11 protein-coding genes are annotated in these 12,209 nt (G+C 70.9%); 8 read left to right on the forward strand and 3 right to left on the reverse strand.

The genetic code is table 11. From position 1 onward, the window contains the following. Nucleotides 1-117: 117 nt before the first annotated feature. On the reverse strand, nt 118-279 hold the full coding sequence (locus ABT084_RS32175) for a hypothetical protein (protein ID WP_351051556.1): 162 nt from the start codon (nt 277-279) through the stop codon (nt 118-120). A 69-nt stretch (nt 280-348) separates the two neighbouring features. On the opposite strand from ABT084_RS32175, the gene ABT084_RS32180 reads away from it, so the two are divergent. The 3 genes from ABT084_RS32180 to ABT084_RS32190 all read left to right on the forward strand — a co-directional run bounded on the left by ABT084_RS32180 (nt 349) and on the right by ABT084_RS32190 (nt 2,770). Next, a complete protein-coding gene (locus tag ABT084_RS32180; protein ID WP_351051558.1) occupies nt 349-1,071 on the forward strand; it encodes a flavodoxin family protein in 723 nt (240 codons plus the stop codon). Nucleotides 1,072-1,158: 87 nt separating this feature from the next. Continuing rightward, nucleotides 1,159-1,917 (forward strand): MerR family transcriptional regulator, encoded by a 759-nt coding sequence (locus ABT084_RS32185; RefSeq protein WP_351051561.1) that lies wholly within the window; start codon nt 1,159-1,161, stop codon nt 1,915-1,917. Nucleotides 1,918-2,065: 148 nt separating this feature from the next. Then, nucleotides 2,066-2,770: a DedA family protein gene (locus ABT084_RS32190; RefSeq protein ID WP_502969242.1), complete on the forward strand. Its 705-nt coding sequence runs from the start codon at nt 2,066-2,068 to the stop codon at nt 2,768-2,770. 95 nt (nt 2,771-2,865) lie between these two features. Here ABT084_RS32190 and ABT084_RS32195 read toward each other — a convergent pair whose 3' ends face one another. Together ABT084_RS32195 and ABT084_RS32200 are read right to left on the reverse strand one after the other, a co-directional pair. Next, the gene (locus tag ABT084_RS32195) at nt 2,866-4,521 is read right to left on the reverse strand and encodes a threonine/serine exporter family protein (protein WP_351051564.1); all 1,656 of its coding nucleotides are present in this window, start codon (nt 4,519-4,521) and stop codon (nt 2,866-2,868) included. A 113-nt stretch (nt 4,522-4,634) separates the two neighbouring features. After that, a complete protein-coding gene (locus ABT084_RS32200) occupies nt 4,635-5,129 on the reverse strand; it encodes an inorganic diphosphatase (RefSeq protein ID WP_215021489.1) in 495 nt (164 codons plus the stop codon). Nucleotides 5,130-5,291: 162 nt separating this feature from the next. Between ABT084_RS32200 and dacB the strand changes: the two genes are divergently transcribed. From dacB to ftsH, 5 genes are all read left to right on the forward strand, one after another. Further along, nucleotides 5,292-6,707, forward strand: a complete 1,416-nt coding sequence (dacB, locus tag ABT084_RS32205) for a D-alanyl-D-alanine carboxypeptidase/D-alanyl-D-alanine endopeptidase (RefSeq protein ID WP_351051566.1) — start codon at nt 5,292-5,294, stop codon at nt 6,705-6,707. 49 nt (nt 6,708-6,756) lie between these two features. Further along, the gene (locus ABT084_RS32210; protein WP_351051569.1) at nt 6,757-7,884 is read left to right on the forward strand and encodes an Rv3626c family coenzyme F420 biosynthesis-associated protein; all 1,128 of its coding nucleotides are present in this window, start codon (nt 6,757-6,759) and stop codon (nt 7,882-7,884) included. Nucleotides 7,885-8,143: 259 nt separating this feature from the next. Continuing rightward, nucleotides 8,144-9,229 (forward strand): tRNA lysidine(34) synthetase TilS, encoded by a 1,086-nt coding sequence (tilS, locus tag ABT084_RS32215; RefSeq protein ID WP_351051571.1) that lies wholly within the window; start codon nt 8,144-8,146, stop codon nt 9,227-9,229. A 77-nt stretch (nt 9,230-9,306) separates the two neighbouring features. Then, nucleotides 9,307-9,867: a hypoxanthine phosphoribosyltransferase gene (hpt, locus tag ABT084_RS32220; protein WP_351051574.1), complete on the forward strand. Its 561-nt coding sequence runs from the start codon at nt 9,307-9,309 to the stop codon at nt 9,865-9,867. Nucleotides 9,868-10,062: 195 nt separating this feature from the next. Beyond that, nucleotides 10,063-12,096, forward strand: coding sequence for an ATP-dependent zinc metalloprotease FtsH (ftsH, locus tag ABT084_RS32225; protein WP_351051577.1), 2,034 nt, complete (start codon nt 10,063-10,065; stop codon nt 12,094-12,096). Nucleotides 12,097-12,209: the final 113 nt, after the last annotated feature.

A 12,209-nucleotide genomic window follows, 5' to 3' on the forward strand; every position in this document is an offset into this window, starting at 1 on the left:
GGCTGCACACCTACAATCACCACCGCGGACACACCGCCCTCGCAGGCAAACCACCCGCCAGCCGCGTCCCCAACCTCACTGGGCAATACACCTAGGCCGTGGGGCGGCCGCGGCCGGCTACGCCGCCAAGGTGTGCGACAGGCGGGCCGTGACCCGGCGGCGCAGGGTCGCGGTGCCCGCCGCCGCGACCCGCCCGGCGGTCAGGGACAGGAACCACAGGGCGGCCGGGCCGAGGCCGGTGTAGAGGGTGACGCCCAGGGTGAGGCCGATGTCTTCCACCCGGCGCGGCCTGAGCCCGTACGGACCACCGCGCTCGCGCGGGCCGGGGCGGCCGATGAGGCTGGGACCGTGCCGACCAACGATCACGATTACCGCGACCTGAACCTGCGCGCCGTCTATGTCAACTGCACGCTCAAACGCTCGCCCGAGATCAGCAACACCGACGGTCTGATCGACAAGAGCCGCGCGGTGCTGGAGGCGAACGGCGTCACCACCGAGCTGATCCGCGCGGTCGACCACGACATCGCCACCGGGGTCTGGCCGGACATGACCGACCACGGCTGGGAGAGCGACGACTGGCCGGTCCTCTACTCGCAGGTCATGGCGGCGGACATCCTCGTCCTCGCGGGCCCGATCTGGCTCGGGGACAACAGCTCGGTGATGAAGCGGGTCATCGAGCGGCTCTACGCCTGCTCCTCCGTCCTGAACGAGGAGGGCCAGTACGCCTACTACGGCCGGGTCGGCGGCTGCCTGATCACCGGCAACGAGGACGGGGTCAAGCACTGCGCGATGAACGTCCTCTACAGCCTCCAGCACCTCGGTTACACCGTCCCGCCGCAGGCGGACGCGGGCTGGATCGGCGAGGCCGGTCCCGGGCCCTCCTACCTGGACCCGGGCTCCGGCGGCCCGGAGAACGACTTCACCAACCGCAACACCACCTTCATGTCCTGGAACCTGATGCACCTCGCGGCGCTGCTGCGGCGCGCCGGCGGCATCCCCGCGCACGGCAACCAGCGCTCGCGGTGGGACGCGGGCTGCCGCTTCGACTTCCCCAACCCCGAGCACCGCTGACGGCTCCCCCGGGACCCGCGCTTGCACCTCACGCGGCGTGAGGCAGCACAGTGAAGCGCGTACCCGAGAAGAGAAGGAGCGGAGGCGATGAGCTACTCCGTGGGACAGGTCGCCGGTTTCGCCCGCGTCACGGTGCGGACCCTGCACCACTACGACGAGATCGGGCTGCTCTCCCCGAGCAGCCGCAGCCACGCGGGCCACCGGCGCTACGACGACGGTGACCTCGACCGGCTGCAGCGGATCCTGTTCTACCGCGAGCTCGGCTTTCCGCTCGACGAGGTGGCGGCCCTGCTGGACGATCCGGGGACCGATCCGCAGGAGCACCTGCGCAGGCAGCACGCCCTGCTGTCGGACCGGATCGGCACCCTCCAGCGGATGGCCGCCGCCGTGGAGCGCGCGATGGAGGCACGCACGATGAGCATCAACCTGACCCCCGAGGAGAAGTTCGAGGTCTTCGGGGACTTCGACCCCGACGAGCACGCGGCGGAGGCCGAGGCGCGCTGGGGCGGCACGGACGCCTACCGGGAGTCCGTCCGGCGGGCCGCGACCAGCACCAAGGAGGACTGGCAGCGGATCATGGGCGCGGCCGAGGACATCAACCGGCGCCTGGCCGCGCTGCTGGAGGCGGGCGGCTCAGCGGAGTCCGCGCCGGCCATGGACCTGGCCGAGGAGCACCGCGGCTGGCTCGAGGCGAACTGCTACCCCTGCTCGTACGAGATGCACGTCGGCCTCGGTGAGATGTACGTGGCGGACGAGCGGTTCACGGCGTACTACGACGCGGTCCGTCCGGGTCTGGCGGTGTTCGTGCGCGACGCGATCATGGCGAACGCGGTCCGCAAGGCGTAGGGGCGGGGCCCGTGCCGCGGCCCCCACCGGGATCCGGAACCCGGTGGGGGCCGTGTGCGTTCATACTGGAAACCACTGCCATGTGCTCCGGCCCGGCGCAGGTCCTGCCCGAAACCCCCCGATCCAGGAGACTCCGGAACTCGTGAACATGCTCGCACTCGGCCCTGAGTGGATTTCTCCGGAGTATCTGATCGGGCAATTCGGCCTGATCGGCATCCTGGTCATCGTCTTCGCGGAATCGGGCCTCTTCGCGTTCCTGCCCGGCGACTCGCTGCTCTTCACGGCGGGCCTGTTCGTCGCGAGCGGCACCATCAAGGAGCCGCTGTGGCTGGTCTGCACCCTGATCGCGGCCGCCGCGGTCATCGGTGACCAGGTCGGTTACATGATCGGCAAGGTCTTCGGTCCGAAGCTGTTCAACAAGCCGAACTCGCGGCTCTTCAAACGCGAGAACCTCGACGCGGCGCAGGACTTCATGGTCAAGCACGGCCCCAAGGCCATCGTGCTCGCCCGCTTCGTGCCGATCATCCGCACCTTCGCGCCGATGGTCGCCGGCGCGACCGCGATGAAGTACCGCACCTTCCTGATGTTCAACATCATCGGCGGCGTGCTGTGGGGCGCGGGCGTCACGGTCCTGGGCTACCAGCTCGGCCAGTTCACGTTCATCAAGAACAACGTCGAGCCGATCTTCATCGGCATCGTGCTGATCTCCGTCATTCCGGTGATCTTCGAGGTGCTCAAGGGCCGCAAGGAGAAGAAGGCGAAGGCGCTCCAGGCTCCGGCGCCGCGCGCCGAGGGCCAGGACGGGCCGCCCCCGCCCGTACAGGGCCAGCGCGGGCGCCACGCCAAGCGCTGACGGCCGCACGGACGCTGACGGCCGCACGGACGCGCGAACGCCCCGGGAGAGCACCTCGTGCCCCCGGGGCGTTCGCGTGTCCGTCCGTACGGCCCTCAGAACCCCCGGGTCCGCTTGGCCGCGCGGCGCTTGGCGGCGCTCGCGGAGCCGGGGATCCGCATGAACAGCCGCGAGGCCTCCGAGCCCAGGTTGACCCCGATGGCGATGGCGAAGGCGATCGCGGCGGCGTTGGTCAGCGAGGCGAAGCCCATGTTGAGCCGGTTCTCGGCGATCAGGAGCAGCCCGTAGTACGTCGCCGAGCCCGGCAGCAGCGGTCCGATGGCCGCCGTCACGTAGGGCAGCGCGGAGGCGAAGCGGTAGCGCGAGAAGAGCTGTCCGAACAGGCCCACCAGCCCGGCCGCGATCGCCGTGGACGGTACGGGCGGGATCCCGCCCGCGTAGTGCAGGGCGCCGTACGTCGACCAGGCGACCGCGCCGTTCAGGGTCACGATCAGCACGGTGGAGCGTTCCTGCTGGAGCAGGATCGCGAAGGTGAAGACCAGCACCATCGAGGCCAGGATCTGGACGACCGGCCGCTGGCTGATCTGGAGGGCCTCCTCCGGATTGGGCGTGGCGCCCCACTGGAGGCCGATGTAGATCACCACCAGCACACCCATGATGATCCCGATGAAGAGGTACATGACCTCCAGCAGCCGGGCCGACGCGGTGATGTAGTAGCCGGTCAGGCCGTCCTGCACGGCCGCCACCAGGGCCCGCCCGGGCAGCAGCGCGAACAGCCCGCCGGTGATCACGGCCGAGGCGCGCACGTCGATGTGGGCGAGTTTGAGGGCCACCCCGAGCGCGGCGGGCGGCATCCCGGCCACCACGAACTGGTAGAACTCCGGCAGCCCGCGCCCGGCGCACAGCCAGGCGAGGCGGTCGCCGAGCACGGCCCCGATCGCGGCCGCGAAGAACACCACGACCCCACCGCCGACGAGCGTGGAGGCCGCCCCGGCGAGCAGCCCGGCGGCCAGGGTGAGCACCCAGCCGGGGTACGGGTGCCGGTTGCGCCGGATCTCGGCGAGGCGCCGGTAGGCCTCCTCCAGGGAGACCTCGATCTCGTGCGCGCTGATGTCGTCGACGAGCCGGAAGACGGCCGCCAGGCGGGTGTAGTCGGTGCCCCGGCGGCGTACGGTCCGGCTCGCGGTGACGGGATGGTCCACCAGGGAGGGCTGGTGGGTGATCGAGAGCATGGTGAAGGTGACGGTGGGCTCGCAGCGGTCCAGCCCGTAGGAGCGGGCCACGGCGAACATCGCGGCCTCGACGTCCTCGGCCCCCTCGCCGCCCGCGAGCAGCAGCTCGCCGATGCGCAGGGTGAGGTCGAGCACGCGGCCGACGGCGGGCCCGGAGTCCTCGCTCACGCGCTGTACGGCCTCGGGCACGGGGCGCTCGCCCACGGGCATGCGCAGCATGGTGCGCATCCGGTCCTGCCAGGGGGATTCCTTCATCCGGGAGACCGGGTACCCCTGGCCGGGGGTGTAGGCGGGCGGGGAGTGCCGGCCGCTGTAGGTGGCGGGCAGGGCGAAGGCGGAGCCCTCGGGTTCGGCCGGTACGGCGGCGACGCCCTCGGGGGCGGCGAACTCGGAGGTGGGCTGCTCGTCCTCGAAGATCCCGGAGTCGACGACGCCGGTGGGCTGGCTGAAGGCGCTGCGCGCCTCGTCCGACGCGGGTTTGCGCCGGCCCTGGTCCTCTGAATCGGCCTCTGCCGCCACGCGCGCTCCTGTGTCCCTGGGCCGGATCCCCAACCGGTGATCCAATTATGCGGAATCGTTTCGTCCGTGGCGGCCCGGGATACGCCGACGGGCGGAAATCAGCGGGGACGCACTCAGTGGTGGTCGCCCTGCGCCTGCAGGCGCTTGTACGAGGCCTCGATCTCGGCCTCGGCCTCGGTGCGGCCGACCCAGTTCGCGCCCTCGACGGACTTGCCGGGCTCCAGGTCCTTGTAGACCTCGAAGAAGTGCTGGATCTCCAGGCGGTCGAACTCGGAGACGTGGTGGATGTCGCGCAGGTGCTCGACGCGCGGGTCGGAGGCCGGGACGCAGAGCAGCTTGTCGTCGCCGCCCGCCTCGTCGGTCATCCGGAACATGCCGATCGCGCGGCACTTGATCAGGCAGCCCGGGAAGGTCGGCTCGTCGAGGATGACGAGCGCGTCCAGCGGGTCGCCGTCCTCACCGAGGGTGTTCTCGACGAAGCCGTAGTCGGCCGGGTAGCTCGTGGACGTGAAGAGGCGACGGTCCAGGCGGATCCGGCCGGTCTCGTGGTCCACTTCGTACTTGTTCCGCGAGCCCTTGGGGATCTCGATGGTGACGTCGAACTCCACGTCCTGCTCCTCCATGATCAGCTTCATTGCTTCGGGACTGCTGTGGTCCGACCTGCGTGCGCGACCGGCCCAACCCTGCGGGTGGGGTGCCATGCTCGCGGCAAGACTCAATGATTAAGTGTCCCTCACGCATACGTGTGATCGCGAAAGGGGCTGGTCGAGGTGCCATTGATCAAGACATGGCAGCTCATCGCCGGGTCGGCCGTAGCGGGCCTGGCCCTGTCGGCCACCGCGGTGGCCGCGGCAGGTCCGTGGGACTCCGGCCAGCGTAAGGCCGAGCGGGTCGCTGCCGCCTCCTGGAGCCCCACGGGTGGCGGAGATCACGAGGAACGCCTGATTCCGCTTGCTGCGCCGAGCGCCCCCGGCGTGCTCACGCCGCTGCGCGCCCCCGGTTCCGCCCCGGCCGCGAACCAGGACGCCCTCGCCGACGCCCTGCGGCCCCTGCTGGCCGATTCCGCGCTCGGCAGCGTCCGCGGCGCCTCGGTCGTCGAGGCGGCCACCGGCAAGGTGCTCTTCGAGTCCGGGTCGCACGAGGTGATGACCCCCGCCTCCACGATCAAGATCGCCACGGCCTCGGCCGCGCTCGCCGCCCTCGGGCCCGAGCACCGCATCCGCACCACGGTCGTCCCCGACCAGGGCGGCCGGATCGTCCTCGTCGGCGGCGGCGACCCCTCGCTCAGCGCCCGCAAGAAGAACCCCGCGGGCCCCGGCGGCAGCCTCGTCGCGCTCGCCGCCGACACCGCCCAGGCGCTGCGCTCCGCGAACACCGACACCGTCACCCTCGGATACGACGCCTCGCTGTTCAGCGGTCCCGCCCGCCACCCGATCGGCCCCAACGACAACATCGCGCCCGTCAGCGCCCTGATGGCCGACGAGGGGCGCTCCGACGACTCGTTCGCCGGCCCGGTGGACCGCGGCGACGACCCCGCCCAGGACGCCGCCCGCGCCTTCGCCGACCTGCTGCGCGAACGCGGGATCAAGGTCACCGGCGAGGCGGTCCCGGCGAAGGCCCCGGCGGGCGCGCAGCCCCTGGCCGTCACCCTCTCCACCCCGCTCGGCGGCCTCGTCGAGCGGATGCTGACCAACAGCGACAACGACATCGCCGAGGCCCTGGCACGCCAGACCGCGCTGGCCGCGGGCAAGCCCGCGAGCTTCGAGGGCGGCGAGCGGGCCGTCACCGACCGGCTCGCCACGCTCGGCGTCGACCTCGGCGGCGCCCGCTTCGCCGACGGCAGCGGGCTGAACCGCGCCGACAAGGTCAGCGCCGGCCTGCTCACGGCCCTGCTCGCCAAGGCCGCGGACCCGGCCCGCCCCGAGCTGCGGCCGGTCCTGACCGGGCTGCCGGTGGCCGGGTTCAGCGGCACGCTGAAGGCCCGCAACGCCGGCGCCTCACCGGCGGCCGGGCTGCTGCGGGCCAAGACCGGCACGCTCACGGGGGTGAACTCGCTGGCCGGCGCGGTCGTCGACCCCTCCGGGCGACTGCTCGTCTTCGCGTTCCTGACGGCGAACACCCCGGCCCCGGACACCGCCGAGAAGGCGCTGGACAAGCTCGCGGCCGCCGTCGCCACCACGTCGTAAGCCCGTCCGGGGGGATCCGCCGGGCGGCCCGTCCACGTACCGTTGACGCATGACGAGCATCGGTGGTGTGGAGATGGTCGACTGGAATCTCGCGGTGACGACCGCGACCCGGCTCGTACGGCCCGGCCCGGAGATCACCCGGGACGAGGCGCGGGCCGTGGTGGCGGAACTGCGCGAGCACGCCAGGACCTCGGAACGGCACGTGCGCGAGTTCACCAGGATGATGCCCGAGGGCCTGGCGGCCCGGGACACGCCGGTCCTCGTCGTCGACAGGGCCGGTTGGGTCAAGGCCAATGTGGCCGGGTTCCGGCAGCTGCTGGGCCCCCTGCTCGGCAAGATGCAGGAGCGGCGCGGGAGCATGCCCGGCGGGGCCGTCCTCGGCGCCGTCGGCGGCAAGGTGACCGGGGTCGAGCTGGGGATGCTGCTGAGCTTCCTGTCCTCGCGGGTGCTCGGCCAGTACGAGACCTTCGCGCCGGTCTCCCGGGAGCTGCCCGGCTCCGCCACGGGCGGCGGGCGGCTGTTGCTGGTGGCGCCCAACATCGTGCACGTCGAGCGCGAGCTGGAGGTCGACCCGCACGACTTCCGGCTGTGGGTGTGCCTGCACGAGGAGACGCACCGTACCCAGTTCACGGCCGTGCCGTGGCTGCGCGAGCACCTCGAGGGCGAAATCCAGACGTTCCTCGGCGCCACCGAGATGGACCCGATGACCATCCTGGAGCGGCTGCGCGAGGCCGCCCAGTCCATGGTCGGAGCCCGGCCGGAGGGCGAGCGCGGGGAAGAGGGGCGCTCCCTGGTGGAGCTCGTCCAGACCCCCGAGCAGCGGGAGGTGCTGGGCCGGCTCACCGCCGTGATGTCCCTGCTGGAGGGCCACGCGGACTTCGTCATGGACGGGGTCGGCCCCGAGGTGGTGCCCTCCGTCGCGGAGATCCGGGAGAAGTTCCAGACCCGGCGCGCCAGCGGCGCCGGGCGCCTCGACGCGGCCCTGCGCAAGCTGCTGGGCCTGGACGCCAAGCTGCGCCAGTACCGCGACGGCGAGCGCTTCGTCCGCGCGGTCGTCGGCCAGGTCGGAATGGACGGATTCAACCGGGTCTGGACCTCGCCGAACACATTGCCGACCAAGGCGGAGATCGCCAAGCCCGCGGACTGGGTGGCGCGCGTCCACCGGCGGGGGGAGTGAAAAGGCGCGAACAAGGGGGCGTAAAGCTGTCTCGTTGGGGGAAGCAGCATCACCCGTCCGAGGGACCGTGGGCCGTGGAAGGGCGTGCGATGCTCGGGGAACGGCTCGGTTCTGTCACCATCGACGCACTCTGAGTGACAGTCCGTCCCTCGCGAACACCCCTTCGCGAGGATCCGGCGGGCGCGGCCGAGCAACACCCCGAGCGCGCACCACCCCTCACGCCTCCGAGGCATCCGAACTCCACCGAAGGGCACCGGACATGGGTCCCCATCCTGCGGTCGCGGCGATACGCCTGGCGGTCCGCCGCGTACTCCACGACGTCCTCACCGATCTGACCGACCCCACCGAACGCCGTACCGCCCCCGCTGCCCGCCGCGCCGACCGCGCCGACAGCAGGGCCCGCACCGACCGTGCCGGCGGCCCGCAGCCGCTCGTACTCGTCGCCTGCTCCGGTGGCGCCGACTCCATGGCGCTCGCCTCCGCCCTCGCCTTCGAGGCCCCCAAACTCGGTATCCGGGCCGGCGGCATCACCGTCGACCACGGCCTCCAGGACGGCTCCGACCTGCGCGCCGCCGAGGTCGTCAGCCGGATGACCGCGCTCCACCTGGACCCGGCGGAAGCCATCGCCGTGCGCGTCGGCCGCGACGGCGGACCCGAGGCCGCGGCCCGCGACGCCCGCTACGCCGCCCTCGACGAGGCCGCCGACCGGCTCGGCGCCGCCGCCGTCCTGCTCGGCCACACCCGCGACGACCAGGCGGAAACCGTCCTGCTCGGCCTGGCCCGCGGCTCCGGCATCCGCTCCCTGTCCGGGATGGCCGAGATCTCCGGCGGCCCCGGCCGCACCGGCCGCTACCGCCGCCCCTTCCTCCACATCGACCGGCAGACCGCCCGCAAGGCCTGCATGGTCCAGTCCCTGGCCGTCTGGGACGACCCGCACAACATGGACCCCGCCTACACCCGCTCCCGGCTGCGCCACGAAGGGCTGCCCGCCCTGGAGAAGGCGCTCGGCAAGGGAGTGGTCGAGGCCCTCGCCCGGACCGCCCAGCTCTCCCGGGACGACGCCGACGCCCTCGACGCCTGGGCCGCCGACGCGGAGTCGGCCGTACGGGACGAGCTCGGCCAGCTGGAGTGCGCCAAGCTCTACGCCCTGCCCCCGGCCGTCCGCCGCCGTGTGCTGCGCAGGGCCGTCCTGTCGGCCGGTTCCCCCGCCGGTTCGCTGTTCGCCCGCCACATCGAGGAAGTGGACCGCCTCATCACGGGATGGCGCGGTCAGGGCGCGATCAACCTGCCCGGCCGGGTCGAGGCCCAGCGCCAGGGTGGCAGACTGGTCATCCGGCAGGGCTGACGGCGATGACTGCGCCGTCGCCCCGGGCGGCTGAGTCCTCCGGGGAACCCCCGGAGCCACGGCGGACGACGAAAGTGATGCGGGTGGACGAGAAGGACATGGGCGACGACCTCCAGTCGGTGCTCATCACCAAGGAAGAGATCGACGCGAAGCTGGCCGAGCTGGCCGCGACGATCGACGAGCAGTACGCGGGCAAGGACCTGCTCATCGTCGGTGTCCTCAAGGGCGCCGTGATGGTGATGGCGGACCTGGCTCGTGCCTTGTCCACCCCGCTCACCATGGACTGGATGGCGGTGTCCTCGTACGGCGCCGGGACCCAGTCCTCCGGCGTGGTCCGCATCCTCAAGGACCTGGACACCGACATCAAGGGCAAGCACGTCCTGATCGTCGAGGACATCATCGACTCCGGTCTGACGCTGTCCTGGCTGCTGTCGAACCTGGGCTCCCGCGAGCCGGCCTCCCTGGAGGTCTGCACGCTGCTGCGCAAGCCCGACGCCGCGAAGGTCGCGATCGACGTCCGCTGGGTCGGCTTCGACATCCCCAACGAGTTCGTCGTCGGCTACGGCCTCGACTACGCGGAGAAGTACCGCAACCTCCCGTTCGTGGGCACGCTCGCCCCGCACGTGTACGGCGGCTGACCCCACCTGCGCCCCCGGGTCCCCTTCGGGGAACCTGGGGGCGATTCCCGCCGTTGGAGCATGCGAAGGCGGGTCTGTCAGCCGTCCCACGAGGCCGCGGGTGACAATTCAGGGGTACATTCCGAAGAACAGTCTTTACTCACAGCAGCATTTACCTACGGGCAGGAGGGACGGGGCGCTCTGCGCCCCGTATGGATGGACGTGAAGCGATACTTCCGTGGGCCGGTCATGTGGATCGTGCTGGCCGTCCTCGCCGTGGTCGTGTTGATGAACGTCGTCGGCTCCGGCGGCGGCTACAAGTCGGTGGAGACCAGCGAGGTCATCAAGGCGATCAACCAGGACCAGGTGTCGAGCGCCAAGCTCACCACCGGTGACAGCCAGATGATCAAGATCGAGCTGAAGAGTGGCGAGAAGCTCGGCAAGAACGACGGCACCAAGTTCCAGGCCAACTACATCGGGGACCAGGGCGTAGCGCTCGCCAAGGACCTCCAGACCAAGTACGACGCGGGCAAGATCGCGGACGGGTACACCGTCTCGCCGGACAAGACCAGCCCGTTCCTCAGCGTGCTGCTGTCCCTGCTGCCCTTCGTCCTGATCGTCGTGGTCTTCCTGTTCCTGATGAATCAGATGCAGGGCGGCGGCTCCCGGGTCATGAACTTCGGGAAGTCCAAGGCCAAGCTGATCACCAAGGACACCCCGAAGACGACGTTCGCCGACGTGGCGGGCTCGGACGAGGCGGTGGAGGAGCTCCACGAGATCAAGGAGTTCCTGCAGGAGCCGGCCAAGTTCCAGGCCGTTGGCGCGAAGATCCCCAAGGGCGTGCTGCTCTACGGCCCGCCCGGCACCGGCAAGACCCTGCTCGCGCGCGCCGTCGCGGGCGAAGCCGGTGTTCCCTTCTACTCGATCTCCGGTTCCGACTTCGTCGAGATGTTCGTCGGTGTCGGTGCCTCGCGTGTCCGTGACCTGTTCGAGCAGGCCAAGGCCAACGCCCCGGCGATCGTCTTCGTCGACGAGATCGACGCCGTCGGCCGGCACCGCGGTGCGGGTCTCGGTGGCGGTCACGACGAGCGCGAGCAGACCCTCAACCAGCTGCTGGTCGAGATGGACGGCTTCGACGTGAAGGGCGGCGTGATCCTGATCGCCGCCACGAACCGTCCGGACATCCTCGACCCGGCGCTCCTGCGCCCCGGCCGCTTCGACCGCCAGATCGCGGTGGACCGTCCGGACATGCAGGGCCGGCTGGAGATCCTCAAGGTCCACCAGAAGGGCAAGCCGGTCGCCCCGGACGTCGACCTGGGCGCGGTGGCCCGTCGTACGCCCGGTTTCACCGGAGCGGACCTGGCGAACGTGCTGAACGAAGCCGCGCTGCTCACCGCGCGCGGGGACCGGAAGCTGATCGACAACCACTCCCTGGACGAGGCGATCGACCGCGTCGTGGCGGGCCCGCAGAAGCGGACCCGGATCATGTCGGACCGGGAAAAGAAGATCACCGCGTACCACGAGGGCGGCCACGCCCTGGTCGCGGCGGCTTCCCCGAACTCGGACCCGGTCCACAAGATCACGATCCTGTCCCGTGGCCGTGCCCTGGGTTACACCATGGTCCTGCCGGACGAGGACAAGTACTCCACCACGCGCAACGAGATGCTCGACCAGCTCGCGTACATGCTGGGCGGTCGCGCGGCCGAGGAACTGGTCTTCCACGACCCGACCACGGGCGCCGCGAACGACATCGAGAAGGCCACCGCCACGGCCCGCGCGATGGTCACCCAGTACGGCATGACGGAGCGCCTGGGCGCGATCAAGTTCGGTGGCGACAACACCGAGCCGTTCCTGGGCCGCGACATGACGCACCAGCGCGACTACTCGGAAGAGGTCGCCGCGCTGGTCGACGAAGAGGTCAAGAAGCTCATCGAGACCGCGCACAACGAGGCCTGGGAAATCCTGGTCGAGAACCGCGACGTGCTCGACAACCTCGTCCTCGCGCTGCTGGAGAAGGAAACGCTGAACAAGGAGCAGATCGCCGAGGTCTTCTCGACGATCGTGAAGCGTCCGGCCCGCCCCGCGTGGACCGGATCCTCCCGCCGTACTCCGTCCACGCGTCCGCCGGTGCTCTCCCCCCGGGAGCTGTCCCTGACGAACGCGGCGAACGGCAGCTCGGCTCCCGTCTCGACTCCGGTGTCCACGGAGAAGACCCCCGAGGCGGCCCCGGAGGACCGTCCCGAGAGCTGACGGGCTCGAAACACTCCGGAATGGATGCCGCGGTCCCCAGGATCTAGCCTGGGGGCCGCGGCACTTTTACATGTCCAGCACTGCTGTCCAGCACTGCAATGGCAGGAACGAGG

Source organism: Streptomyces sp. NPDC002138 (genome assembly GCF_040296485.1).
Lineage (GTDB): Bacteria > Actinomycetota > Actinomycetes > Streptomycetales > Streptomycetaceae > Streptomyces.

Coding starts and splice junctions, on each gene's coding strand:
- ABT084_RS32190 (WP_502969242.1), top strand. CDS start 2,066: ATGCTCGCACTCGGCCCTGAGTGGATTTCTCCGGAGTATCTGATCGGG.
- ABT084_RS32210 (WP_351051569.1), top strand. CDS start 6,757: ATGACGAGCATCGGTGGTGTGGAGATGGTCGACTGGAATCTCGCGGTG.
- hpt (WP_351051574.1), top strand. CDS start 9,307: ATGCGGGTGGACGAGAAGGACATGGGCGACGACCTCCAGTCGGTGCTC.
- ABT084_RS32185 (WP_351051561.1), top strand. CDS start 1,159: ATGAGCTACTCCGTGGGACAGGTCGCCGGTTTCGCCCGCGTCACGGTG.
- tilS (WP_351051571.1), top strand. CDS start 8,144: ATGGGTCCCCATCCTGCGGTCGCGGCGATACGCCTGGCGGTCCGCCGC.
- ftsH (WP_351051577.1), top strand. CDS start 10,063: ATGGACGTGAAGCGATACTTCCGTGGGCCGGTCATGTGGATCGTGCTG.